Source organism: Bariatricus sp. HCP28S3_A7, from assembly GCF_052066375.1.
In the GTDB taxonomy this organism is placed as follows: domain Bacteria; phylum Bacillota; class Clostridia; order Lachnospirales; family Lachnospiraceae; genus Allocoprococcus.
The window spans coordinates 87100-112291 of the sequence record NZ_JBQHSG010000006.1 but is presented as its reverse complement, the minus strand read 5'-3'; the positions used below and the strand labels follow the sequence as shown (position 1 = coordinate 112291).

Below are 25192 nucleotides of genomic sequence, written 5' to 3'. Positions count from 1 at the left end.
AAACATTATGAATAAAGAAGCATTGTTTTGCGATGGCACTGAGGCATATGTTAGCCAGCCGGAGCCGGAAGTAGACGAATGGATACAATTGTGGTTCCGGACGGCAAAGGACGATGTGGATGAAGTACTGATGTGCATCAAGGATGAGAGCTTTCCGATGAAGAAAATGATCTCAAAAGGCGCGTTTGATTATTATTGCATTGACTGGCAGCTTGACACTGAGGAATTCAGATATTATTTTAAAATTTTGAAAGGCGAAGAAGTCTGCTATTATAACCAGTGGGGAGCGAGAGACGATTACGCAGAATACTATGATTTCAGGATTGTTCCCGGATTTGCCACACCAGAGTGGGCAAAGGGGGCGGTGATGTATCAGATTTATACGGATCGTTTCTGCAACGGAGATCCAACCAATGATGTTCAGACAGGGGAGTACTTCTATATAGGCGATCAAGTACAAAAGGTGGAAGACTGGTACCGCTATCCGCAGCCGATGGATGTGCGTGAATTCTATGGAGGAGATCTACAGGGCGTGATAAATAAGCTGGATTATCTGCAGAGTCTTGGAGTAGAAGTGATTTACTGTAATCCATTATTCGTTTCTCCGTCCAATCATAAATATGACACGCAGGATTATGATTATATTGATCCACATGTTGGAAAGATAGTGACAGATGGCGGTAGACTTTTGGAACCCGGGGAAAAGAGTAATTATCACGCTGATAAATACCGGATTCGTACAACGGACAAAGAAAATCTGGAAGCCAGCAATCAGCTGTTTATCCGGCTGGTTGAAGAGATCCACCGTCGCGGAATGAGAATAATTATTGACGGAGTATTCAATCATTGTGGTTCGTTTAACAAATGGATGGATCGGGAAATGATTTATGATCAGGTGGAAGGATATCAGCCTGGGGCATATATGAGCGCACAGAGCCCATACCGGAACTATTTCCTGTTCCACAATAATAATGACAGTGAGTGGCCGCAAAATGCCAGTTATGATGGATGGTGGGGACATGACACGCTTCCGAAGCTGAATTATGAAGATTCGAAAGAATTAGAAGAATATGTACTTGGCGTGGCAAAAAAATGGGTCTCACCGCCTTATAATGTGGATGGATGGCGTCTGGATGTCGCGGCTGATCTGGGGAGAAGTAACGAATACAATCATGAATTCTGGAAAAAATTCCGCAAGGTTGTGAAAGATGCGAATCCCAATGCATTAATTCTGGCAGAGCATTATGGAGATCCGAGAGAATGGCTGGAAGGCGACGAATGGGATACGGTCATGAACTATGACGCGTTTATGGAACCTCTGACCTGGTTCCTCACCGGGATGGAAAAGCATAGTGACGAATACCGTGAGGATCTTCTGGGGAATGCAGATAATTTTGTGAATGCGATGAAGCATCATATGGCAAGTATGATGACCCCATCCCTGCAGACGGCGATGAACCAGCTTTCTAACCATGATCATTCACGTTTCCTTACAAGAACGAACCATAAGGTCGGAAGAGTCGCAGAACTGGGACCGGAAGCTGCGAATCAGGGAGTGGATCTTGCAATTATGCGTGCTGCCATTGTGATGCAGATGACATGGATCGGTGCGCCAACACTCTATTATGGAGATGAAGCCGGAGTCTGTGGGTTCACGGATCCGGATAACCGCAGAACCTATCCATGGGGACGCGAAAACAAAGAGATGATCAGTTTTTACCGGGAAATGATCCGTATTCACAGAGAAAATCTTGCATTGAAGAAAGGTTCTCTTAAAATGTTAAAATGGGGACCGGGACTTCTTGCGTACGGAAGATTCTGGGGAGATGAACAGATTATCGTAATCATCAACAGCGCAGACGAACTTCGGGAGATTCATGTCAATGTCATGCCTGCGGAAGTGAAAGAAGGTTCCAATATGGCACGAATCATGTATTCTTATATAGAAGGCTATATCGGTGCGTTTGATGAGTATGTGGTGAAGGAGGGAATTCTGTCACTGATGATGGGACCGAAATCGGCGATTGTATTGAAGAATAAGAAATGGTAGGGAAAACCTTGAAAAAAGTAACTGTTTATGAAATTATGCATATGGAGAAAATAGTGGCAAAGATTTCATCTTCCGGAAAGGCAGAGATCTTTGAAGAATCGTTTATGCCGTATGATTTATATTTGGATGTGGAAGATGATAATGACATCGATGTGCTTGTAAATAATGTAAATAATTTTAATCATTGGTGCGCATCAAGAGTATTGTCTCTGGATCGAAAATACGCAAAAGATATTCTGAACAGTATCGGAGTCATGCAGGCAGTTACGGATAAAGACAGGGCGAATATATCACTGTCGTACCGATGTGTTTCTTTGACGGATGTATACTGGGTGAGAAACGAAGGGGACAGAACAACATTTGATGAAATAAATTTATATGATAATCCTTTGAATGAAGCGATTGTCGAACTCACTCTTAAGGGGCGCCAGATGACGGTTACGAATCAGGAACTGGCGCCGGATTTATCTACAAGAGGATGCTTTCCCAAGGCCTGGATCCGATGCGATTCGGGATTTAAGTTATTAAAAGACGGAGAAGCAGAAGCGGTGAAAAGAGAAGTACTGGCAAGTGAAATCTGCCAGTGCTTTGACATTCCGCAGGTCATTTATCGCGAACATGAATATGACGGAGAAATCGTATCGGAAAGTGATATCATTACTTCGAAAGAATATTCCATGGTTTCTAAAATGGCATTCGATATTTATGCGTGTAATCATAATCTGGATACACTGGAAGTCTGCAAAGAAATGGATCCTGTTACATATTATGGGATGAACATACTGGACTATCTGACCGGAAATACGGACCGGCATCCGGAGAACTGGGGATTTCTGGTGGACAACCGTACGAATAAGTATGTGTCTTTGTATCCGCTCATGGATTTTAATCAGTGCTTTTTGTCATATGATAATCTGGAAGGCGCAAAGTGCCAGACCGTTTTCCCGGCGCAGATGTCGCAGAGAGAGGCGGCACAAGAAGCGGTAAAACATATCGGACTTCGGATGGTTCGTGAAATGGATATGAAGAAGTTTGGGGATATGGAAAAAGAAGCAGAGATGTTTCAAATGAGATTGGCGGAATTGAAGAAAATGGTGGGAGAGCGGTGACAGTGTCACATTGATTAATCGTCCGCGACGTTTTGGTAAGACGCTTAATTTGAGTATGTTAGAACGCTTTTTCTCTATAGATTATGCAGATCAGAGAGAGATACAGATGCGTTAACAGATGCAGACCGAAGTTTTTATGATCGAATTTTGGCAGAAGATATCAGGAATCCTGATGCGACATCGGCACTTTACCAATTATCGAACTATCTGTATCGATACTATGGGAAAAAAGTCATTATTCTTCTTGATGAGTATGATACGCCCATGCAGGAAGCTTATCTTGGACGAATGTGGACTGTCAGAAAAGAAAGAACAGGTAAAATACTGGTACGACGGATTTATCTTTGGTGAATGTAAAGATATTTACAATCCATGGTCGATTTTGAATTATCTTGATAAAAAGGATTTTAGGACATACTGGGCTAACACCAGCTCTAATAGTCTCGTTGGGAAACTGCTTCGGGAAGGAAACCGCACAATTAAAGAAAAATTTGAAAATCTTCTCTGCGGTGAAACAATTCGTACGCCAATTGACGAACAGATTGTATATAATCAACTAGATAATAATGAATCTGCAATCTGGAGTTTGCTTCTTGCAAGTGGTTATCTGAAAGTACTGAGCTTTGAACGGGAGGAGTCGTTGGAATACGGGGAAGAGGCGAAGTATGAACTGGTGCTTACCAATTATGAAGTTGAGCGAATGTTCAGCACCATGGTACGGGGATGGCTCAAATGCGTGGAGCCGGATTACAACGATTTTATCAAAGCTCTGCTGCTTGGAGATAAGAAAGCAATGAACGCATATATGAATCGCGTCGCTCTAAGTACATTCTAAATTAAAATGAAATTTGCAAGTATATTGTGGCTAGCTAAAATCTGAAAAATAGTTCAGCCGGAATATACTTGCTTTTTTTGTTATTAAAGAATTTGGAGAATAAAAATGATGAGATATTATTGACCACATGGTTTGTTTGTAGTATTATTGACCATGCAGTCAAGAAAAGGAGGGCTTTATGAAGAAGGAAGAAAAAACCAGACTCACTTGCGAGAAAATCATTCAGGCGGCAATTGCAGAATTTGGTACGAAGAGTTACGAAGCGGCCTCACTGAATACAATTTGCAGCGATAATCATATATCAAAAGGATTGATCTATCACAATTTCAAAAATAAAGATGAATTGTATTTAATCTGTGTGAAACAATGTTATGAAGAAATGACGAGACATATTAAGAATACAGTTTGTCATTCGGAGAGTGTGGAGGAAAAACTGAAAGAACTCTTAAATGCCCGACAGGTTTTCTTTGAAAAAAACCCGTATTATGCGCAGATTTTCTTTAATAGTGTTTTGATGCCTCCAAGGCATCTGATAAAAGAGTTGAAAGAATTGAGAGTTGGTTATGATGAGTGTTTAAAAGAACGCTATGCAGAATTACTGTTTCAGATGGAATTAAGAAAAGGGGTAAGTGTTGAGAAAGCGATTCAGTATCTGATGACAATGCAGGAAATGTATAATGGCTATTTCCGGGAGATGTATTATGAGAATGAAGATATACAAAAAGTGATCGAGACACATGAGAGCAGATTATCGGAATTATTGGATATGATCATGTACGGTATTGCAAAGAAAACGGAGGATTTTTCAGAAAATCTAAGGTGAAGATAAATATGAAGTAAGGAAGTGTAACAAAATGATTTTGATGTTTGTGAAATTGATTTTAGTTGTTATATTGGCATTTTTGGCAGGAAAGCTGATATCGAAATTGAAACTGCCCGCTATTTTAGGCTGGCTGATTGCCGGGATGCTGTTAGGACCGCATGCGTTTTCACTGATGAATCAGGAGATATTGGATGTAGGGTGGTATCAGGTTATGATTCATGTGCTGGAATGTGGTGTTGGACTTATGATCGGTACGGAATTGGTCTGGAATAAGATTAAGAAATCCGGAAAGGCGATCGTGATTACAACGCTGACACAGTCTTTGGGGACTTTTCTGGTTGTTTCATTGGTATTTGGAGTCGTATTCTATATAACAGATGTTCCATTGTATCTGTGTTTTGTTTTTGGAGGAATTGCGCTTGCAACGGCTCCCGCACCGGCACTTTCAATTGTGCGTGAGTTTAAGACGGATGGACCTGTTACGAAAACGTTGATTCCGATGGCGGCTCTGGATGATATCGTAGGCTGTGTTGTATTTTTTACAACCATCGCTGTGATCGCCGGGAAACTTTCGGCGGGAAGTATGCCGGCTTATATGATTGCTCTGGTGGTTATATTACCGCTGGTTATTGGGATTGTGTGTGGATTCCTGTCAGGATTTATCTTGAGGAGAGACAATGGTGATGGGATAACGCTGGCATTGCTGATTGTCACCATTTTATTTACTTCTGTTGCAGGATTCTTTTTTAATAACCGTGTGATGCCGACTCCGATTTTGAATTTTATGTTGATGGGAATGGCTTTTTCGGCCACCTTTTCAAATATGATGAGTGAAAATCGGCTGGAACAGATTATGCGCGTTTTTAAGGCTGTTTATATTCTGTCGCGTGCATTAGGAAAATATTTTGGCGCTTATTTCGGGGCGGCCGTTACAAAGTCTCCGCAGACAGTAAAAAAATATCTTGGTTTTACACTGCTCCCACATTCTGGAGTTTCTCTTGTATTTACGGGAATTGCGGTTTCCGTTTTGAGCGGTTCCGCGCCGGAATGTGCGCAGATCATACAGGGAACGATCGCGGCGGCAGCGGTGATCAATGAAATCATTGCAGTGATCATGGCGAAAAAAGGATTTGAATGGGCTGGGGAACTGAATCAGAGTGGTGCGGACAATGCATTGGAAGAGAAAGCTTCAGCTCCACTTGTTATTACAATCAGTCGGCAATACGGAAGCGGTGGACGAGATATTGCTATGAAATTGTCGAAAGATCTGGGGATTCCGTTTTATGATAAAGAGATCATCGAAATGGCAGCTCAGACCAGTTCGATTGAGCGTTCATTTTTTGAAAATTATGAGACGGATAAATCCAATAAAGTGCTGAACGAGCTGGCAAGTAATGTGACGAATCATTACTCATTGGATGACCGGGTGTTTGAACATAATGTGAAAACGATACGGAGGATTGCGGAGACGTTGCTTACGCAGTCACATCCGGCTGTGATGGCAACTAATCCTGCGAGGGAGCCGTTGAAGGTCATGGATACGTCTGGTTTGCCGTAGCGGATCCATGTTACGATCAGTGCTGCGATGGTTGCGGCAGTCGCGCAGAATACAGTATGGAAAATGATAAATACGCCGATTGGAAGACCGTTGAATAATCCGTCAGCATCGGCAAGTTTGGTCGGATCTAAGAAGCCGGTTGAACCGATGATTCCGTTCCAGTCACTTCCATGCATGATTGCAAACCCGAATATAAAGAAGAAAAGACTTCCCAGGACAAAGTCCATCATATTTTTCATCAAAATGTTACCTGTGTTTTTGGCTCTTGTAAAACCGGCCTCACACATAGCAAAGCCTGCCTGCATGAAATAAACCAATATTGCACCTACAATTGTCCATACTACATTCAGAAGAAGCTCTGTTGCTGCCGTGGCTTCCATGCCGCTTTCAATTAATGCTGTTAATCCCATAATACTATCTCCTCTTTCTGTTATAAAAAAGGATACCTGATGCATCAGATGCACAGCTATCCTCATTGATAACAAATATGAATTTTTTTATTTATATGTACCATTTTGATTAAAGAGCTGCGGTACCGCGCTCACCAGTACGAATGCGGACAGCATCTTCCACTTCATACACAAAGATTTTGCCGTCGCCGTATGCTCCGGTTTGGATTTCCTCAACGATTTTCTGAATCAAAGGTTCTGCAACAGAAGGGTCAACGACTGTTTCAACTTTTACTTTCGGGAGAAGATTCACGCTGTATTCAGCTCCGCGATATATCTTTCTGTGCCCTTTTTGATTGCCGTATCCCATGATGTTGCTGATCATAACGCCGTTTGCGTTGGAAGCGTCAAGAATTGCTTTCAGGTCTTCAAGCTTCTCCGGCTGGATGATGATTTCCAGTTTTTTCATAATAACAGCCTCCTTTTCTGAAAAACAAAAAGGCGCTTTCCGTGTTAGGAAAACGCCCTTGTTTTTGGATATCCCCTATTATACACAAGGGGAGTGATTTGTCAAAGGTATTTTTATCTTGAAAGAAGATAAGACTCCCACCTCTATAGGTGGTGAGTTGTGACAAATATGTCTTGGTGGGAGTCCAATCTCCTTCCAAGATAAAGCCTCCGGCGGATTGCAGAGGTGCGCAGATGTATTGTGTCATGCAAAGCATGACGCGCACCTCGCAGCAAGTACGCCGAGGCGTACTTGAAAAAAATTTTATAATTTGTAAATCATGAACAGAAATAAAATGAGAGAAAAAAGTTGTGAAAATCGCAAGTGTAGAATATCCGAGTCAGGAGGAAGAAAAAGAGCAAAAAATAAAGAAAAAAATGACGACTGTTGACGGATAAATTGTCATTTGCTACAATAAAAAATAGGGAAAATGGTGCTGAATTAATAAGGAGGAGAAGATGGCATGATAAGTCTCACATTTGGGGAGCAAGTAAAAATTGTTTTAAGCAGAAAAGGTATGACAATCAAGGAGCTGGCAGAACAGATTGAGGAAAGAACTGGGAAAAAGATGTCCAGACAGAATCTGACACAGCGTCTTGGAAGAGATAATTTTCAAGAGCAGGATATGCGCATGATTGCAGACATTCTGGGGTGTTCGTTCCAACTCAGTATTCTTGCAAGTCAGGAAGCGGCAGAGAGGGCATCTGTAATTGAAGAAGTTCCACCGACAAGTAAAGAACTGGATAAGCTTGCAGCAAAGAAGGAAAGAAAAGTGGCACGTGCTGAAGCGAAGGAAGCGGAACGAGATATTACAGTGGGCGAGATCGTAGATATGATGGAAGAACCGCAGGAGCAGGAGGGAGAAAAAGAAGCTGCTCCGGCCACGGAACCTGTGGTAGAGCAAATGATTGATACAACGGTTGACACAGAGACAGAAACCGTAGTAGAGGAAATATCTGAACCTGAGGAAAAGACGGCAGGCGAGGAGGAAGCAGCTAAGGAAGCTGAAGTTAAGGAAGAACTGGTTCATGGCGAGCCGGAAGAAGATGCAATCGGAGAAGAAGTGCTGGAGGAGACAGTGGCAGAAGCACCGACAGAGGAGGAAAGAATATCGGAATCTGTGATGGAAGAAGCTACGGATGTACAGCCGGAAGCAGAGCCAGAGGAAACCATGAAAGAGGAAACAGCGAAGACTGAGCATAGGGAATCGCGTTTTTCCAGAATAACAAAGATTATTTCTTCGCCAAAGAGAGAAGAAAAGCGTCACGAAAAAGCAAAAGATTTTCAGCCGATCAAGAAACGTGCGGATGAAGATGAAGATCTTGTAAATGGTGATGTGAATCCGTATACAGGTCATGAATATCAATCGAACAGTGTTCGGATGCATCCGAAGCGCATCGGTTATGTTCAGGTTTATGACCGTAAGGAACATAAATGGACAGATATGACGGAATGGGCATTCCTTGGATTTGAAGAGCGTAAAAAAGCAACGCTTGGCAAGGATTATGAACCGCCAATCTATCTGGATTAATGACAGAGGGCTGTTATGGAGTGGGAAAAGCTTTTATCAGCAAAGAGGGACCGGCAGAGTGTACATCGTGCCGGTTCTGTTAAATCTACAGATTTGCGCAGTGAATTTGAGAAGGATTATCATCGAATCATAGGAAGTGCGTCGTTCAGACGGCTTCAGGACAAAACGCAGGTATTTCCTTTGGATAAAAGTGATTTTATTAGAACGCGTCTGACTCATTCGCTGGAAGTATCATCATTTGCCAAGTCTTTGGGACAGAATATCGGTGAAAATATACTGACGTATGGCCTGAATCCGGGATTTAGTCCGAGAATGAAAGAGGATATCTGTAGTATTCTTCAATGTGCAGGCCTGATTCATGATATAGGAAATCCGCCATTCGGGCATTTCGGGGAGCTTGCTATTCGGGAATGGTTTGCAGAGAATCTGGGAAAACTGGAATTTTGCGGGCAAAAGGCAGAAGAACTGTTAGAACCGCAGATGCGAGAAGATTTATATCATTTTGAAGGAAATGCGCAGGCACTGAGGCTTGTGACTAAGCTGCATTATCTCGTGGATGAACGGGGAATGAATCTGACATATGCGCTTTTGGGGAGTATAATCAAATATCCGGTTTCTTCGCTGGAAATCAGGCCGGAGAGCGGGAATATTAAGGATAAAAAGTTAGGATATTATTATGCAGACCGAGATATTTTCTATGATGTACAGGAAACGACCGGGACCAATGGATGTCGGCATCCGCTGACGTTTATTCTTGAGGCTGCTGATGATATTGCATACAAAACGGCCGATATCGAAGATTCATTTATTAAAGGATTTATTTCGTTCCATAAGCTGAGAGAAGAACTGGAAAATCTTAATACGGAGACAGGAGAAACTGGAGGTCCGTTTGATGCGTTGTATGAACTTGACAAATTCTATATGAGGGGAAAAGAGCGCGGAGAACGGAAACCAGAGGAGTATGCGGTCAAGAACTGGATTGTTCGTGTACAAGGTTTCATGATTACTTGTGCAACCGATGGGTTTACATCGAATTATGAAGCGATCATGGATGGAAGATATGAACATGATCTTTTTTATGGGACGTATGGAGAAAAACTGATGGATCTACTTGGAAGTCTGGCATTTCGCGAGGTGTTTACTTCGGCGCAGATTTATAAAATGGAAATGAAAGAGTCGGTTATGCTGAATTTTTTGATGGATAAGTTTTCGGCAGCTGTCATGAAATTTGATAACCCTTATGAGAAACCGGGAACAATCGATAAAAGGATTATTTCTTTTATATCAGATAATTATAAAAGTGCATATTATTTTCACAGTAAAGGAAAAAGTGAATCGGAAAAGCTGTATCTCCGTCTCCTGCTTGTGACGGATTATATTTGTGGAATGACGGACAGTTATGCAAAACGTCTGTATCAAGAACTCACAGCGATTTTTTAGTCATGATTTCGGATTATTCTGAATAAGTTAGAGTAGGTATGTTTTTTGAAGGAGTGCACTCTTGCTATGAAGAAATTTATCCGGTATCTGTATGAATATCAAAATGGGAAACGAATCAGAAATGTAGGATTTGTGCGGACAGAAGAATCTGATGATTCGGCAGTGATCCAGATTTACGGACAGGGATTTCCGGTGTCGGACGGACAGACACTGGAAATCTTCCTTTTTTATCTGATGGGAAATCAGACAGTGGGAATTTATATGGGCGAAATCCCGGGAACAAGATCTGCTTTTGGGTATCGACTTGCGTATTCTGCGGAAGACGCAGGTGGTATTGATTTTTTCAACAAGATTGAAGGAATGATTCTCCGGAAGAAAAGAAACGAGGAAGAAGAATGGTATGCGGCTGTTTGGAATGAACGACGGGTTGATGTTGAAAATATGATAAGACGGGAGGAAATATTGCGGCGGGAGACGAAAGAGGAAACGAAGCAGTCGGAGAAAGAAGAATTGCCGGAAGATGTGGAGCTTTCAAAGAAAGAGGACATTCCGGAGAATCCGGAAAGCTCCGGGGAGAAAGTGCCAGCGGATACGGAGGCTCCGGAGGAAGAAGAACTGACGGAAAATGTGGAACAATCAGAGCCTGTCGAGAAGCTGGAAGATGATAGGGAGTCCTTGACGGAAGAAGTAACAGAAAAGGAAGAAGGATACAGGGAACAGATTTTCAAAATCAGCAGACAGGACCTCGCCCAGCTTCCACGCAGGGAGTGGCGTCTGGCAAACAATCATTTCCTGCTTCACGGATATCACAACTATCATCATCTGGTTTCATTTCGGAAAGATGGGAGATGCTGGCTCGGAGTTCCGGGGATTTATCATCCCAGAGAGGAATGCGCAGCCGGTGCATTTGGATTTCGGCAGTTTATGAAGCCGGAAAAAGGAGAAATGGAATGGACAGAAGGAGAACGCAGTCAGTCGGAAGATTTTGGGTATTGGTGTCGTGAAATCAGTAATGTGATAAAAAAAACGAGGAGAGAAGAGGATGAAGAGACAGCTCACTGAAGATGAAAAGTATATGAGGGAAGCAATCAGGCAGGCAAAAAAGGCATGGAAAATTGAGGAAGTACCAATTGGCTGTGTGATTGTTTATGAAGGAAAGATTATTGGACGTGGATATAACAGGCGTACCACAGATAAAAATCCGCTTGCACATGCAGAAATTCTTGCCATCAAAAAAGCTAGTAGGAAAATGGGGGACTGGAGATTGGAAGACTGCACCTTATATGTGACGTTGGAACCATGTCAGATGTGTGCAGGAGCAATCGTACAGGCACGTATGAAACGAGTCGTGGTTGGATGCATGAATCCGAAAGCAGGATGCGCCGGGTCGATACTGAATCTTCTTCAGGTTGCAAAGTTCAATCATCAGGTGGAGCTGGAAACCGGCGTACTGGAGGAGGAATGTTCTCTGATGATGAAAGGATTTTTTAAAGAGCTCCGCGAAAAGCAAAAACGAAAAAAGGAACTGGAAAAAGAAAATCTCTGATTGGAAATTGAGGACTCCAATCAGAGATTTTAATGTCTTTATTTTTTACAGTTTTTCATTGTTGAGAGTCATATTCTTGTACTCTGCAACAGAACGGTCAAATCCTTTGATATGGTTATAAAGCCAGTCAACGACATTCTTCTGAACCTGCGCAACGAAAGCCTCGGACGGACCTTCCTCTTCCTCGAGCATAGCGTGAAGTTCGGAAACGACCTGACGGAGTTCTTCATGTTTCTGCTTATGTTCAGCAATTCCCGGGTATCCGATCTCTTCCTGAAGTTTTTCTTCAGCTGAAAAATGGAAATCAGTGTAGTCTGCAAGGTAACCCAGTGTCTGGATTGCAGTTACTTTACCGGAGCTCTGCTCACAGCTCTTCAATAAGTCATTAATTTTGTCAATCAGCTCTTTATGCTGAGAGTCGATCATCTCATTACCAGTTACTAAAGTTTCATCAAATTCTGCGTACATCGCAATCTCCTCCTTGATTTACATCGGCATTTCAGAAAAATAATATCTGAAGTCGCTTCATATTATATAGAATAAGCGTAGTTGATTATCGGGGGAAAGTCAAGTGATACTAATAAGAAAACGAGATTATTTTTCGTGCGCTGTGCGTCGAACAATTTCCCCCCAAACGGTACTCCGGCTGTAAACTCAACCCAGGCTACCTTACGGCACCCAGAAGCATCTGCTTAGTGCTGCTTCGTTCCCGACCTGACACGGTTCACAGAGATCCGCCGCGTAAGACCCAGATATCAACGCCACGAACCGGAGGCAGCTTTGACAAGAAAAGCCCTCGGCACAGCATCACCCCTACTATAGCGGATTGTAGGTACAGGGTACCGCTAACACCCCGGCTGCACGGAATATAATTGTAACTTGTTTTCGCCAAAATGTCAACGGCTATGCTTTCATTTTATAAATATTTGCCTGCAATTTCTTTGAAGCGTTCCGGATTCTTTGCATACCAGTCATCATACAGCATACCGGAAGCGGAGATCTCTTCTCCAAGGTCTTTGAAAAATGCAGGGATATCGGTTTCCAGTATCGTTCCGAGCTGTTCGCCAAAACGTTCATGATTCTCTTCATCTTCTCCGTTGACCGTCATCACAAATGCAGAGACCGGTTTCCCGTCTACTTTCTTCATACCGCCGCGGAAGCCGATTTTGCCGATTTGGTGAGTTCCGCAGGAAGATGGACAGCCGGAAATGTGAATCTGAGGAAGAACACCGTCAGCAAAATCCCATTTTCTGGATTCGTTTACCAGAGTGGCAAGGAGAGCCTGAGAGTCACGGACACCTACCTGGCAAATAGAAGCGCCGATACATGCAACGGAAGACTCGAATACGGTTCCGGCACTGTCGGATGTGATCTCCAGAATTCTCTCAGCTTCCTTTCCGGTACAGTTTATGATATATGCGCCTTCGTCCGGAGTGAGGCGAAGCTCAACACCATCCATGTCACAGATTGCTTCATAAAGGTCAACCAGTTTTTCTGGAGAAGGGCATCCGCCGAGTGGATGATACTTGACAGCGTATAAACCATTTTGCTTTTGAGCAATAATTCGGGGAGAAACCACTTCAGAACCATCGCTGCATTTTGGAGAAACGCTATCGGAGATATGAAGAGTCAGATCCGGACACTCTGCTTTTGCATCTTCTAGTTTCTTCAAATATTCTTCCGGCAGTTTGTCACCAAGCACATCCTGCATATAACGGGTTCTTGCTTTGGCACGATTCTCATAATTTCCATATGTGGTGAATAAACGAACCATTGCTTCAATATAATAGAGAATCTGGTCGGGACGGATTTTTTCAGCTACTGGAACCCCCATTTTAGGGTTGTTGCCCAGTCCACCTGCGCAGTACACGTCAAAGGTGCCGTCTTCTCTTGCGCAGAAACCAAGATCGCGGAATGTTGCGTGCGTCTGATTGGCAGGAGAATTTGAGAAACATACTTTTAATTTGCGGGGGAGTTTGACTGTTTTGATCAGCCCCATCAAGTAATCGGCAGCTGCATTGGCATATGGCATCACATCAAAATATTCGCCCTTTTCCACGCCACTCAGCGGAGAGACCATAACATTTCTTGGAAAATCACCGCCGCCTCCACGGGTCACGATGCCGGCGTCAAGCGCTGAAACGGACAGCTCACAGACTGTATCCGCGTTCAGATTGTGAAACTGGATGGTCTGACAGGTGGTAAAATGTACTTTGTCTATATGATATTTTCGGATTGCATCTGCAATAAATCCGAGCTTTTCTTTTGTGACACGTCCTCCAGATAGACGCAGACGAAGCATGCTGGATTTCCCGCCGCGCTGTGCATAGCTGCCGAATCCTCCGGAAAACCCCTTATATTCAGGAACTGTTACTTCGCCTGCATAAAATTTCCTTGTGACTGCTTCAAATTCTTCATAATCTTTTTGCCATTTGGTTGTCTGCATAGTTATACTCCTTTGATAAAGAATTTAAGATATCTATATAATAGCCAGTTTATATAAAAAAATCAATTTACTTTCAATATTTTACAAATGACTCGATTTGCTATATAGTGATGAGTAACAGCTAGTGGTAAGCGAGGAGGCAGAGTATGAAAGTTTTGTTAACTGCTATAAATGCAAAATATATACATTCTAATCTTGCTGTTTATAGTCTGAAAGCGTATGCCGAGGAGAAGATGCAAGGTACGGAGAAAGAGAATGATGTCAGGATAGAAATTGCGGAATATACGATCAATCAGCAGACGGATGAGATATTAATGGATATTTATAAAAGAAAGCCGGATATGCTATGCTTGTCATGTTATATTTGGAATTTGATCTATGTTGAAGAGATTGTGCGCGAAATACGCAAAATTTTGCCGGATGTGATCCTGTGGCTGGGGGGCCCGGAGGTATCTTATGATGCGGCAGATGTGTTGAGACGTCTCCCGGAAGTGGATGGTGTGATGATGGGGGAAGGCGAGAAGACTTTTGCAGAGCTTCTGATGCATTATAATAAAAGCAGTCGGAATCAGACAAAAGAACTGGCCGAGATTCCGGGAATCACTTATCGGCGGTTCTCAGATGTAATTCAGACGGAGGAGATAGGCGAAAATGAATGGCGGCCGGTAATGAATCTGAGTGATGTTCCGTTTGTATATCATAATATGAAAGATTTTGAAAACAAGATCATATACTACGAATCCAGCAGGGGATGTCCGTTTTCATGCAGTTACTGTCTGTCATCGGTGGATAAGTGCCTGAGATTTCGCAATTTAGAACTGGTAAAAAAGGAGCTGCAATTTTTGATTGATCATAAAGTGCCGCAAGTGAAATTTGTTGACAGGACATTCAATTGTAGTCATAACCATGCGATGACGATCTGGAGCTATATCATGGATCATGATAATGGCATTACGAATTTTCATTTTGAAGTTTCTGCGGATCTTCTGAATGAAGAGGAACTGGAACTGATGAGCCGGATGCGCCCGGGACTGATTCAGCTGGAAATTGGGGTACAGTCTACAAATCTTGAGACGATCCGTGAAATACACCGTACAATGCGTTTTGGAGAAGTGGCGCGGATCGTGAAGAGAATTCATTCATTTGGAAATATTCACCAGCACCTGGATCTGATTGCCGGGCTTCCGTTTGAAGACTATGAAAGTTTTGAAAGATCGTTTAATGATGTTTATGCTCTGCAGCCGGAGCAGCTTCAGCTGGGATTTTTAAAAGTGCTGAAAGGATCCTATATGGAAGAACATAAAGAAGAATATGAACTGGCTGCGAAAAGTCTTCCGCCTTATGAAGTGCTGTACACAAAGTGGCTGCCCTATGATGATATACTACGACTTAAAGGAATTGAAGAGATGGTTGAAATGTATTATAACAGCAGACAGTTTTGCCATAGTTTACCGTATATCATCCGTTTATATGAAAGCCCATTTGCTTTTTTTGAGGATCTGAGCCGCTTTTATGAAGAAAGAGGAATGAATCTTGTGAGCCATTCCAGAGTAACTCGTTATGAGATACTTCTGGATTTTACAGAAGAACGGGATCCCGAACATACGGAGGAATATCGACAGTTGATGACGTTGGATTACTTCCTTCGGGAAAATGCGAAAAACCGGCCGGAATTTGCAGGAGAAGAACGAATTTCAAAAGAAGAGGAAAAGGAATTCTATGATCAGGAAGCAAAGAAACACCGGTATCTGGCTGGATATGAGGATTACGACAGAAGGCAACTGCGAAAAATGACACATCTCGAAGCGTTTTCCTTTGATGTGCTTGGAAATATGAGTTCCAGACGGGTGATTCTGTTGTTTGACTATCAGAACAGGAGTCCGCTGAATCATGAGGCAGCGATTCATACGATCTGTGAAGAGGTCTATGAAAAAAGCGAGGCTTGTGTATTGCAAAAATGAGGCAAAGAGTATAAAATGTAAAGAAATATGCATGTAGAGGTGAAAACAATGTTCAATCGTAAAAAGACACAGAGAGCAGCAGCAGTGATCATCCTCGTAGTCATTGCGGCGATGGTGGTTACGATGGTACTGCCGTATTTGATTTAGGAGCGGTAAAACAAGAAGTGCAGCAAAGAGGGGAAACTGGCAATGCCGAAGCGTAAAAGAAAACCGCATTTGAGCAAAAAAGCGAGAAGAAGGAAAAAACAGAGAATCGCCTATCTAAGCGGTTTGTTTTTGCTGTGTATTTTGCTGGTTTGCGGTATCTCTTATGGTTTGCTTTATCGTTATGTGAATAAAACAGAGGAAGATAAAATCAGTAATCATATCTATATAGGGAAAGTAGAACTGTCTGGTATGACAAAAGAGCAGGCAAAAGATGCTGTAGAGAAAAAGATGGCGGAATACAGACAGCTCAAAGTAACTCTCAAAGTTGGAGAACAGACCGCTAAGACAACACTTGGTGATCTGGGAATTGAAATGAAAGATGTGGATAAGCTGATAGAAGAGGCAGTCTCTTATGGGAAAGAGGGATCAGTCTGGAAGCGTTTCCGGCAGATCCGGAAGCTGGGAAAAAATGAACTGGTGCTTGACGACACGTATCAGCTGGATGGAGAGAGTGCAAAATCAGTTTTAACTGAAAAGGCGCTTCCTATGGAGACGCGTGCTGTGGATGCTACGATTACTCATAAAGGTTCCGGATTTGAGATTACGGATGAGGCGGCGGGAAATAAGATTAAAATCGAAGAATCTCTGGCGAATCTTGAAAAATATTTAAATGAAAAATGGAAATATAAAGAAATTACGCTGGAACTGGTTCAGGAATCGGAAGCACCTTCGGTGACAAGAGCAGATCTAGAATCAATCCGGGATGAACTGGGGTCTTATTCCACACAAGCCGGATACGGTGACCGGGTGAAAAATATCCGAAGAGCAGCAGAGCTTCTCAATGGAACACTTTTGATGCCGGGCGAAGAACTCTCGGTAGAACAGACCTTGGCACCGTATACAGAAGAGAATGGATATGTGGCCGGCAGCGCTTATGAGAACGGGCAGGTCGTTCAAAATATCGGAGGAGGTCTCTGTCAGGTATCTACGACGCTGTATAACGCGGTTCTTTATTCGGAACTGGAAGTTACTGAGCGATGTGCACATTCTATGATCGTCAATTATGTGGAGCCATCGAGGGATGCGGCAATTGCAGAAGGTGTGAAAGATTTTAAATTTAAAAATAATTATGATACCCCGATCCTGATTGAGGGATACGTTGACAGTAATAATAAGGTCTGGTTCTATATTTACGGAAAAGATACCAGGGCCGAAGGCCATTCAGTAGAATTTGAAAGTGAAACACTCGAGCGCACAGAATATTCGAAGAAATATGTAGAAGATCCGGATAGTGCGATCGGTTCGATGGAAGAAGAGGGAACAGCAATCAATGGACGTACGGCAAGGCTTTGGAAAGTTGTTTATGAGAATGGACAGGAGGTCAGTCGCGACGTTATTAATAACAGTACATATAAAGCTTCGGAAGTAACAGTGAAAGTCGGAACGGCTTCGGGAAGTGCAGAAGCATCCAAGCTGATAAGAACTGCAATTCAGAGTCAGAATGAAGATAAGATCCGGGAAGCTGTAAGTGAGGCAAGAACACTTCAGAGTGGTTCCGGGGAAGGAGAATAGCGGATGAAACCGGGAAAGATATCGCAGACCGTATACAGACGGTCCGTCTTGAAACAATTGAATACAGACGTACATGCGGCATTTTTTCCGCCGGCTAAGGAGGAGTGCTGTTATGGGATTAAGGCTGATCCGGGTGAGATGATTCTTTCATCTGGCGTTTCTCTCTATGGCAATGAAAAAGATTTGTGTGTGTTTGCCATAGCACAGGTATGTAATGCGCTTGCGACAAGAGGAGCATCACCGAAAGGAGTCAGCATTCAGATCATGTTGCCTGAATTTGCGTATGAATCCAGACTGAAAGCGATGATGCAGACATCTTCGGAAGCTGCAAAAGAATATGGCATAGAGATTCTTGCGGCAGACGTACAGAATGTTCCTGGAATAAAGACGACGATCGTGAACGTGACGGCAGTGGGAACGACAAAGAGAATACTGCAGAGCTGCAAGGCGCCTGCAGGGCAGGATATTGTGCAGATCAAGTGGATCGGTCTGGAGGGAACGTTAAGAATATTAAAGGCCAGACAGGAAAGTCTTGCTAAGCATTTTCCATCTGCGTTTTTGAAACAGACTGCGTCTTATGAAAAAGAGCTCATTTCGCTCAAAGAAATGAAAGCTGCTGATGCCATAGGCGTATCTGCCATGCATCAGATTGGAGACGGTGGAATCCTTGCGGCACTCTGGGAACTGGCAGAAGGAGCGGATATCGGTCTTTCTGTAGACATGAGGAGGATTCCCGTAAAACAGGAAACAATCGAAGTGTGTGAATATTTTCATCTCAATCCTTATCAGCTTACCAGTACGGGAAGTATCCTGGTAATTACGCCGAAAGGGGAAGAGTTGGCAGATACGCTTACAAGGGAAGGAATGGCGGCAGCCGTGATCGGACATACGACGGCGGGCCGTGAAAGAATCATCCTGAACCAGGGAGAAATACGGTATATTGATCGCCCTGCACCGGATGAATTGACGAAGATTTTAATTTAGACGGGATCGACATGACCCGTTATCGGATATTCTGGAGGATAGAATCATGGAAAATAAAGAAACAAGAAGAGCAATTCTGAATTATATTGAGCGTAATAGCAAAGCGAACCTTGGCGAACTTGCTATTATGCTGGGAACGGATGAAGTAACGGTAGCAAATGAGATTGCCGCTATGGAGAAGGAAAAGATCATTTGTGGATATCATACGATTATTGACTGGGATAAAGCAGGTTCAGATATGATTACGGCATTGATCGAAGTAAGAGTGACCCCGCAGAGAGATCAGGGCTTTGATAAAATTGCTGAGAGAATTTACAATTTTCCGGAAGTGACTGCTGTGTACCTGATTTCAGGCGGTTATGATCTGATGGTCATTCTGGAAGGATGGACATTGAAAGGGGTATCTCAGTTTGTGTCTGAGAAACTGGCGCCGATCGAATCAATTATTGGAACATCTACATATTTTATCTTGAAGAAATATAAAGACCATGGAACCATCATGGTACCGCAGAAGAAGGAAGAAAGGATGTTGGTGACACCGTAATGAGAAATCCATTATCACAGAAAGTAGTACAATTAGAACCATCAGGGATTCGTAAGTTTTTTGATATTGTAAATGAAATGAAGGATGCGATTTCACTGGGCGTTGGAGAACCGGATTTTGATACGCCATGGAGAATCCGTGAAGAAGGAATCTATTCGTTGGAAAGAGGACGTACATTTTATACATCGAATGCAGGGCTTAAGGAACTGAAGATCGAGATTGCAAATTATCTGAAAGACAGGGTAAATGTAGAATATGATCCTTATCACGAAGTCCTCGTGACTGTAGGAGGCAGTGAAGCGATTGATATGATGTTTCGTGCTATGCTGGATCCGGGAGATGAAGTGTTGATACCGCAGCCGAGTTATGTGTCCTATCTTCCGTGTGCATTTATGGCAGACGGAGTGCCGGTTGTAATTCCCCTGAAGAACGAGAATCAGTTTAAACTGACGGCAGAAGAACTGGAAGCGGCGATTACACCGAAGAGCAAGATTCTGGTCATGCCGTTCCCGAATAATCCCACGGGAGCAATTATGACTTCCGAGGATCTGAAGCCGATTATGGATGTGGTGATCAAGCATGATCTGTTTGTGCTCTCGGATGAAATCTACTCTGAATTAAGTTATATGGGAGATCATGTTTCCATTGCAAGTTTTCCGGGAATGAAAGAAAGAACGATTCTGGTTAACGGCTTTTCAAAGGGGTTTGCCATGACCGGATGGAGATTGGGGTATGCCTGCGGACCGGCAGAAATCATTGCACAAATGACAAAGATTCATCAGTATGCAATTATGTGCGCACCGACAAACAGTCAGTATGCAGCAGTGGAAGCGCTCAGAAACTGCCGCGGAGAAGTGGCTAAGATGCGCGAAGCTTATAATCAGAGAAGACGTTTTCTGGTTCATGAATTGAGAAGAATGGGATTGGAATGTTTTGAACCATACGGTGCTTTTTATATTTTCCCAAGTATCAAGGAATTTGGAATGACTTCGGAAGAATTCGCCACAAGATTCCTTGAAGAGGAGAAGGTGGCGGTCGTTCCGGGCACCGCTTTCGGAGCCAGCGGAGAAGGATTCGTGAGAATTTCTTATGCATATTCTCTGGAAGATCTGAAAGAAGCGCTTGGACGTCTGGAACGGTTTATTACAAGGCTGCGTACACAGAAAATAAAAGAAGTCTAACTTTTATGACAGAGGAGAACTGGGATGCTGAATATTGTATTGTTTGAACCGGAGATACCTGCGAATACAGGCAATATTGGCCGCACCTGTGTTGCGACGAACACCAGGCTGCATCTGATAGAACCACTTGGCTTTAGGCTGGATGAGAAAAGCCTGAAGCGCGCGGGAATGGATTACTGGAAGGATCTGGATGTTACCACATATATCGATTACCAGGATTTTATGGAGAGGAATCCGGGAGTGAAGATTTACATGGCGACCACGAAATCTCCGAATTTATATACGGACGTGCATTATGAGCCTGACTGCTACATTATGTTCGGAAAAGAAAGCGCCGGAATTCCTGAGGAGATTCTGATTCATCATAAAGAGGATTCGATACGGATCCCGATGGTAGGAGACATTCGTTCATTGAATCTGGGAAATTCTGTCGCGATTGTATTGTATGAGGCGTTGAGACAGAACGGATTTGCGGGGATGAATACAGAGGGACATCTTCACAGACTGGAATGGGATGTATAAGAAGAAAGGTTTTGCATCGTAAAATAACAGTCGGGAAACAGATAAGAACTTGTCTGTTCCCCGACTGTTTTAATGTGTTGAAAAATCTTATCCTTACTGCTCAGGATTACTTTTGCGAGTCGGAATGTAGAAATCAGGATGTTCACCCAGCCATGTGGTCTGAGGCATACAGGTCATGATCCACATATCTTCTTCGGAAATAGAAAAATCAAAGATATCCATATTACTCTTCATATGTGCTTCGGTAGAAGCTTTTGGAATCGGAATGATTCCTTTTTGAAGAAGAAAACGGAGGTTGATCTGAGGAATACTTTTTTGATATTTTTTAGCGAGCTTCGCAAGAAGTGCATTCCCGGCTAAAGCATTTTCGCGGCCTCGTCCGAGCGGGCTCCAAGCCATCGGACGGATATCGTGGGCGAGTAAGTAGCTGACGGCTGCTTCCTGAGAATACCCGGGATGAAGTTCCAACTGGTCGACCACCGGTTTTATTTTGCATCCGGAAAGTAGATTGTCCAGGTGATGCGGAAGGAAATTGCTGCACCCAAGACTCCTGATTTTACCCTCTGCATGCAGATCTTCCAGCGCCCGCCAGGTTTCCAGGTCCAATTCTTTCCAGTTTTCATTTTCGTCGCCGGTCTGGCGTGGCCAATGGATCAGGTAAAGATCCAGATAATCCATCTGAAGACGATCCAGCGTTGCTTCAAATGCCCTTTTGGCATTTTCATAGCCCATTTCATCGATCCATAATTTGCTTTCAATAAAAAATTCTTCACGTGGAATACCACTTTCTTTGATAGCCTGACCGAGCACTCTTTCTGTCTCATAGATGGAGGCCGTGTCAAAGAAACGGTATCCGGTTCGGATGGCAGTGCGGATGATTTCCAGATTGTCTCCGTCTTTCTCATTGTAAGTTCCGAAGCCGAAGCAGGGGAGTGATGTACCGTTGTTTAACGTATAACAGTCATTAATTGAATTCATATGCAACCTCTTTTCAAAAAAATCTGATTTTATTTTAAATGTAAGACAGAAAAAATGCAAGTTTTATTATGTACGCAAAAAAGAACAATTATTTGCTATCTTTCTATGATTTTACCAAAATACATCCCTTGTTTCGGACAACATTTTTTAAAAAATGTATAAAAAAAATTAAGCTTTAGAATTAAATTGCTAGACATCGGACACGAAAACAGATATAATAGGATACAGAGAAATTTCAGAAAGTGGGGAATCGGTATGAATTATAAACAAAGTGTGTTCCGTACTTTAGCCTTAATTTCACAGGTGGGTATAAGTATACTGGTCCCTATTTTGTTGTGCACGTTTCTCGGAGCATGGCTGGAGGAGAGAATATCTTTTCCGGTTTTTATCCCATTAATTATTGTTGGTGTGCTGGCGGGGGGAAGAAATGCATATTATTTAGTCAGGCATGCAAATGAAGATCCGGAAGACAGAAAAGAGTAGGATTGGCAGGAAGAAGGGAACGGGTATGGAGAGATCAGATGAGAGAGTGTTGAAAGACATGATCATGACCATGGTCATATACGGAATTATAGCACAGATTATCTGTCTGTTTATACCGGGAGATCATCTGAGGATGGCGGCAGGGCTCTGGATCGGAGTCGCGACCGGAATCGGGATGGCAATCCATATGAAGCAGTCTTTGGATGAGGCATTGTATCTTGACGAGAAGGGCGCCTCAAAGTACATGCAGAAAGCGTATGCGAAAAGGTATATTGCAGTGATCATTCTGTTTATAGGAGTCACTTACTTTAACCTTGTTAATATATTAACGCTTATTGCAGGAGTAATGGGATTAAAAGTTGCAGCATATTCGCAGCCGATTATGCACAAACTTTTTCAAAAGCTTAAAAAATCTTAAGTAAAGGAGGTTAAAAATGTGGGGAATAGCTTAGGGATACTGGCGGCGAAAGAACCGGATTTCCAAATCCACGGTCTCGTCAAGTTCGAACTGTTTGGACAAGAGCTTTGGCTAACCACCACCCATGTCAGTATCTTGATCGTTATTGCGTTAATGCTGATATTTGCGCTGGTTGTCCGTTCTAAGCTAAGTAATGCGGAAGGCAAGCCGGGAGCGTTACAGAATGTTGCGGAGTTTATTGTTGAAATGCTCGACAATATGACATACGGCAGCATGGGCAAGGAACTGGGAACAAAGTACCGGAATTACATTGGAGTGCTGTTCCTGTTCCTGATCGTATCGAATATTTCCGGACTTTTAGGACTCAGGCCGCCAACGGCAGATTATGGCGTTACATTGCCGCTTGGTCTTATCAGTTTTACTTTGATTCAGTACAACAATATCAAGTACAACAAAGCCGGAGCATTTACGAGTTTGTTCCAACCGTTGCCACTCTTGTTCCCGATTAATCTGATCGGTGAGATCGCAGTGCCGATTTCGCTTTCACTGCGTTTGTTTGGTAACGTGCTTTCCGGAACGGTTATCATGGGACTCTTATATGGACTGTTATATAAGATTACATGGGGCTGGCCGGGAATTTTACACGTATACTTTGACCTGTTCTCAGGTTGTATTCAGGCATACGTGTTTGCAATGCTGACAATGGTATTTATTAAAGACAAGGTACCCGATTAGCAGATGCTGAAAAAAATTCAAATCCAGAAAGAGATTAAGACAAAAAGAAAACAGGAGGAAGATTATTATGAATATTTCTAATGAAGGTTTAATTTTAGCGTGTTCAGCAATTGGAGCAGGTCTTGCGATGATCGCAGGTATCGGACCTGGAGTTGGACAGGGTATCGCTGCCGGACATGGTGCATCAGCAGTAGGACGTAATCCGGGAGCAAAATCTGACGTAACATCTACCATGCTTTTAGGACAGGCCGTAGCAGAGACAACCGGTCTTTATGGTCTGGTTATCGCATTGATTCTCTTATTCGCTAACCCACTGCTTGGAAAACTGTAAAAAGAGTGGTTATGCCTTGACAAAATAAGAGAAAGGAGGCCAGGCTTTGGAGCGTTTATTTAACTTGGATGCGCAGCTTCTTTTTGATGCAGCCGTAATGGCCTGCAGTATGTTTGTACTGTTCACATTGCTCTCTTATCTGTTATTCGATCCGGTTCGTAAGGTTCTGGAAGATCGTCGGAAGAGAGTTGCAGCGGAGCAGGAAACTGCAAAGAAAGAAAAAGAAGAAGCTATCGTATATAAAGAAGAATATGAGCAGAAATTAAAAGAAGTCGATAAAGAAGCTCAAGAAATCCTGAGTGAAGCCCGCAAGAAAGCGATGAAAAACGAAGCAAAGATCATCGCTGAGGCGAAGGAAGAGGCGGCTCGCATTATTGAACGCGCGAATGTTGAAATTGAACTGGAGAAGAAACGTGCTCTGGATGATATGAAGCAGGAGATGATCTCGATCGCGTCTATGATGGCTGGAAAGGTTGTTGCAGCTTCCATTGACACTAGTGTTCAGGATAGTCTGATTGATGAGACATTAAAAGAAATGGGTGAACAGACATGGCTAAGTTAGTATCAAAGGTTTACGGCGACGCCCTGTTTGAAGCTGCCCGTGAAGCCGGACGTATGGATGATATGTATGAGGAGGTTTTGGAACTTCAGAAGCTTCTTCAGGCAAACGAAGAACTCCAGAAGATGATGGAGAATCCGAAAGTCATACGTGAGGATAAGGAAAATGTCATTGAAACCGTCTTCCGCGGTCGGATTTCCGATGAGATCGTGGAATTGATGAAACTGATGATTGCCAAAGGGCGTTACAGTAACATTGAATCCGTGTTCGATTATTTTATCGGACTGGTAAAAGAAGAAAAGAAAATCGGAATTGCCTATGTGACAACAGCGGTAGAGCTGACAGATGGGCAGAAGGATGAGATAGTCAGACGGCTGCTTGAAACAACAAGATATGAATCATTTGAAATGAATTATGCGGTTGATGCATCATTGATCGGCGGAATGGTTATTCGTATCGGTGACCGTGTTGTGGATTCAAGTATCAAGACAAAGCTGTACGAGCTGTCAAAGAGCCTGAGAAAGATACAGGTTTGATTTATC

Annotated in this window: 27 protein-coding genes, 1 other RNA gene and 1 pseudogene; 23 read left to right on the top strand and 6 right to left on the bottom strand. The window is 43.0% G+C overall.

Going from position 1 to position 25192, the window contains the following annotated elements:
- Positions 1 to 7 precede the first annotated feature (7 nt).
- From ACTNA4_RS06320 to ACTNA4_RS06290, 7 genes are all read left to right on the top strand, one after another.
- Positions 8 to 2050: a glycoside hydrolase family 13 protein gene (locus ACTNA4_RS06320; RefSeq protein WP_441017442.1), complete on the top strand. Its 2043-nt coding sequence runs from the start codon at positions 8 to 10 to the stop codon at positions 2048 to 2050.
- Positions 2051 to 2103: 53 nt separating this feature from the next.
- The gene (locus tag ACTNA4_RS06315; RefSeq protein WP_441029155.1) at positions 2104 to 3159 is read left to right on the top strand and encodes a hypothetical protein; all 1056 of its coding nucleotides are present in this window, start codon (positions 2104 to 2106) and stop codon (positions 3157 to 3159) included.
- Between the two features lie 10 nt (positions 3160 to 3169).
- Positions 3170 to 3274: an AAA family ATPase gene (locus tag ACTNA4_RS06310; RefSeq protein ID WP_441017448.1), complete on the top strand. Its 105-nt coding sequence runs from the start codon at positions 3170 to 3172 to the stop codon at positions 3272 to 3274.
- Positions 3275 to 3306: 32 nt separating this feature from the next.
- Complete coding sequence (locus ACTNA4_RS06305; protein WP_441029153.1) at positions 3307 to 3510, top strand: AAA family ATPase; 204 nt, start codon at positions 3307 to 3309, stop codon at positions 3508 to 3510.
- Positions 3440 to 3994, top strand: a complete 555-nt coding sequence (locus tag ACTNA4_RS06300) for a hypothetical protein (protein WP_441029151.1) — start codon at positions 3440 to 3442, stop codon at positions 3992 to 3994. Before ACTNA4_RS06305 ends, ACTNA4_RS06300 begins: the two co-directional genes overlap by 71 nt.
- 178 nt (positions 3995 to 4172) lie before the next feature.
- A complete protein-coding gene (locus ACTNA4_RS06295; RefSeq protein ID WP_427820621.1) occupies positions 4173 to 4817 on the top strand; it encodes a TetR/AcrR family transcriptional regulator in 645 nt (214 codons plus the stop codon).
- Positions 4818 to 4848: 31 nt separating this feature from the next.
- Positions 4849 to 6375: a cytidylate kinase family protein gene (locus ACTNA4_RS06290; RefSeq protein WP_441029149.1), complete on the top strand. Its 1527-nt coding sequence runs from the start codon at positions 4849 to 4851 to the stop codon at positions 6373 to 6375.
- On the opposite strand, the pseudogene ACTNA4_RS06285 reads toward ACTNA4_RS06290, so the two are convergent.
- Positions 6279 to 6755, bottom strand: a pseudogene (locus ACTNA4_RS06285) (hypothetical protein); the annotation flags it as partial. The gene ACTNA4_RS06290 and the pseudogene ACTNA4_RS06285 overlap by 97 nt on opposite strands.
- Positions 6756 to 6894: 139 nt before the next feature.
- Positions 6895 to 7233: a P-II family nitrogen regulator gene (locus ACTNA4_RS06280; RefSeq protein ID WP_427806156.1), complete on the bottom strand. Its 339-nt coding sequence runs from the start codon at positions 7231 to 7233 to the stop codon at positions 6895 to 6897.
- Positions 7234 to 7735: 502 nt separating this feature from the next.
- Between ACTNA4_RS06280 and ACTNA4_RS06275 the strand changes: the two genes are divergently transcribed.
- The 4 genes from ACTNA4_RS06275 (at position 7736) to tadA (ending at position 11789) form a co-directional block, all read left to right on the top strand.
- Positions 7736 to 8803, top strand: a complete 1068-nt coding sequence (locus ACTNA4_RS06275; RefSeq protein ID WP_441029147.1) for a hypothetical protein — start codon at positions 7736 to 7738, stop codon at positions 8801 to 8803.
- 15 nt (positions 8804 to 8818) lie between these two features.
- Positions 8819 to 10243 carry a deoxyguanosinetriphosphate triphosphohydrolase gene (locus ACTNA4_RS06270; protein ID WP_441029145.1) on the top strand — a complete coding sequence of 475 codons (1425 nt, stop codon included), beginning with the start codon at positions 8819 to 8821 and terminating at the stop codon, positions 10241 to 10243.
- 66 nt (positions 10244 to 10309) lie between these two features.
- Entirely contained in the window at positions 10310 to 11305 is a 996-nt protein-coding gene (locus tag ACTNA4_RS06265; protein WP_427806153.1) for a hypothetical protein, read from the top strand.
- The gene (tadA, locus tag ACTNA4_RS06260; RefSeq protein ID WP_427806152.1) at positions 11286 to 11789 is read left to right on the top strand and encodes a tRNA adenosine(34) deaminase TadA; all 504 of its coding nucleotides are present in this window, start codon (positions 11286 to 11288) and stop codon (positions 11787 to 11789) included. The genes ACTNA4_RS06265 and tadA overlap by 20 nt, the downstream gene beginning before the upstream one ends.
- A gap of 45 nt (positions 11790 to 11834) precedes the next feature.
- Here tadA and ACTNA4_RS06255 read toward each other — a convergent pair whose 3' ends face one another.
- The 3 genes from ACTNA4_RS06255 to ACTNA4_RS06245 all read right to left on the bottom strand — a co-directional run bounded on the left by ACTNA4_RS06255 (position 11835) and on the right by ACTNA4_RS06245 (position 14235).
- Complete coding sequence (locus tag ACTNA4_RS06255) at positions 11835 to 12257, bottom strand: bacteriohemerythrin (protein ID WP_427820460.1); 423 nt, start codon at positions 12255 to 12257, stop codon at positions 11835 to 11837.
- Positions 12258 to 12390: 133 nt separating this feature from the next.
- Positions 12391 to 12654, bottom strand: an RNA gene (gene ffs / locus ACTNA4_RS06250) — signal recognition particle sRNA large type.
- Positions 12655 to 12705: 51 nt separating this feature from the next.
- Positions 12706 to 14235 (bottom strand): nitrite/sulfite reductase, encoded by a 1530-nt coding sequence (locus tag ACTNA4_RS06245; protein WP_427820459.1) that lies wholly within the window; start codon positions 14233 to 14235, stop codon positions 12706 to 12708.
- A gap of 146 nt (positions 14236 to 14381) precedes the next feature.
- On the opposite strand from ACTNA4_RS06245, the gene ACTNA4_RS06240 reads away from it, so the two are divergent.
- The 6 genes from ACTNA4_RS06240 (at position 14382) to ACTNA4_RS06215 (ending at position 21146) form a co-directional block, all read left to right on the top strand.
- Positions 14382 to 16196 carry a B12-binding domain-containing radical SAM protein gene (locus tag ACTNA4_RS06240; RefSeq protein WP_427820458.1) on the top strand — a complete coding sequence of 605 codons (1815 nt, stop codon included), beginning with the start codon at positions 14382 to 14384 and terminating at the stop codon, positions 16194 to 16196.
- 189 nt (positions 16197 to 16385) lie between these two features.
- Entirely contained in the window at positions 16386 to 17915 is a 1530-nt protein-coding gene (locus ACTNA4_RS06235) for a VanW family protein (protein WP_441029142.1), read from the top strand.
- Between the two features lie 3 nt (positions 17916 to 17918).
- Positions 17919 to 18899 (top strand): AIR synthase-related protein, encoded by a 981-nt coding sequence (locus ACTNA4_RS06230; protein ID WP_427820457.1) that lies wholly within the window; start codon positions 17919 to 17921, stop codon positions 18897 to 18899.
- 46 nt (positions 18900 to 18945) lie between these two features.
- A complete protein-coding gene (locus ACTNA4_RS06225; RefSeq protein ID WP_427806146.1) occupies positions 18946 to 19443 on the top strand; it encodes an Lrp/AsnC family transcriptional regulator in 498 nt (165 codons plus the stop codon).
- Positions 19443 to 20624: an aminotransferase class I/II-fold pyridoxal phosphate-dependent enzyme gene (locus ACTNA4_RS06220; protein WP_427806145.1), complete on the top strand. Its 1182-nt coding sequence runs from the start codon at positions 19443 to 19445 to the stop codon at positions 20622 to 20624. The genes ACTNA4_RS06225 and ACTNA4_RS06220 overlap by 1 nt, the downstream gene beginning before the upstream one ends.
- Positions 20625 to 20648: 24 nt before the next feature.
- Positions 20649 to 21146, top strand: a complete 498-nt coding sequence (locus ACTNA4_RS06215; protein WP_427820456.1) for a tRNA (cytidine(34)-2'-O)-methyltransferase — start codon at positions 20649 to 20651, stop codon at positions 21144 to 21146.
- Positions 21147 to 21239: 93 nt separating this feature from the next.
- Here the strand turns inward: ACTNA4_RS06215 and ACTNA4_RS06210 are convergent, their stop codons facing one another.
- On the bottom strand, positions 21240 to 22124 hold the full coding sequence (locus ACTNA4_RS06210; RefSeq protein ID WP_427806143.1) for an aldo/keto reductase: 885 nt from the start codon (positions 22122 to 22124) through the stop codon (positions 21240 to 21242).
- Between the two features lie 255 nt (positions 22125 to 22379).
- Between ACTNA4_RS06210 and ACTNA4_RS06205 the strand changes: the two genes are divergently transcribed.
- From ACTNA4_RS06205 to atpH, 6 genes are all read left to right on the top strand, one after another.
- Complete coding sequence (locus ACTNA4_RS06205) at positions 22380 to 22607, top strand: AtpZ/AtpI family protein (protein WP_427806142.1); 228 nt, start codon at positions 22380 to 22382, stop codon at positions 22605 to 22607.
- A gap of 25 nt (positions 22608 to 22632) precedes the next feature.
- The gene (locus ACTNA4_RS06200) at positions 22633 to 23025 is read left to right on the top strand and encodes an ATP synthase subunit I (RefSeq protein ID WP_427806141.1); all 393 of its coding nucleotides are present in this window, start codon (positions 22633 to 22635) and stop codon (positions 23023 to 23025) included.
- Positions 23026 to 23043: 18 nt separating this feature from the next.
- Positions 23044 to 23760, top strand: coding sequence for a F0F1 ATP synthase subunit A (atpB, locus tag ACTNA4_RS06195; RefSeq protein ID WP_427806140.1), 717 nt, complete (start codon positions 23044 to 23046; stop codon positions 23758 to 23760).
- 67 nt (positions 23761 to 23827) lie between these two features.
- The gene (gene atpE, locus ACTNA4_RS06190; RefSeq protein ID WP_427806139.1) at positions 23828 to 24091 is read left to right on the top strand and encodes an ATP synthase F0 subunit C; all 264 of its coding nucleotides are present in this window, start codon (positions 23828 to 23830) and stop codon (positions 24089 to 24091) included.
- Positions 24092 to 24137: 46 nt separating this feature from the next.
- Entirely contained in the window at positions 24138 to 24653 is a 516-nt protein-coding gene (atpF, locus tag ACTNA4_RS06185; RefSeq protein WP_427820454.1) for a F0F1 ATP synthase subunit B, read from the top strand.
- Positions 24641 to 25186 carry an ATP synthase F1 subunit delta gene (atpH, locus tag ACTNA4_RS06180; protein WP_427806137.1) on the top strand — a complete coding sequence of 182 codons (546 nt, stop codon included), beginning with the start codon at positions 24641 to 24643 and terminating at the stop codon, positions 25184 to 25186. The genes atpF and atpH overlap by 13 nt, the downstream gene beginning before the upstream one ends.
- Positions 25187 to 25192 lie beyond the last annotated feature (6 nt).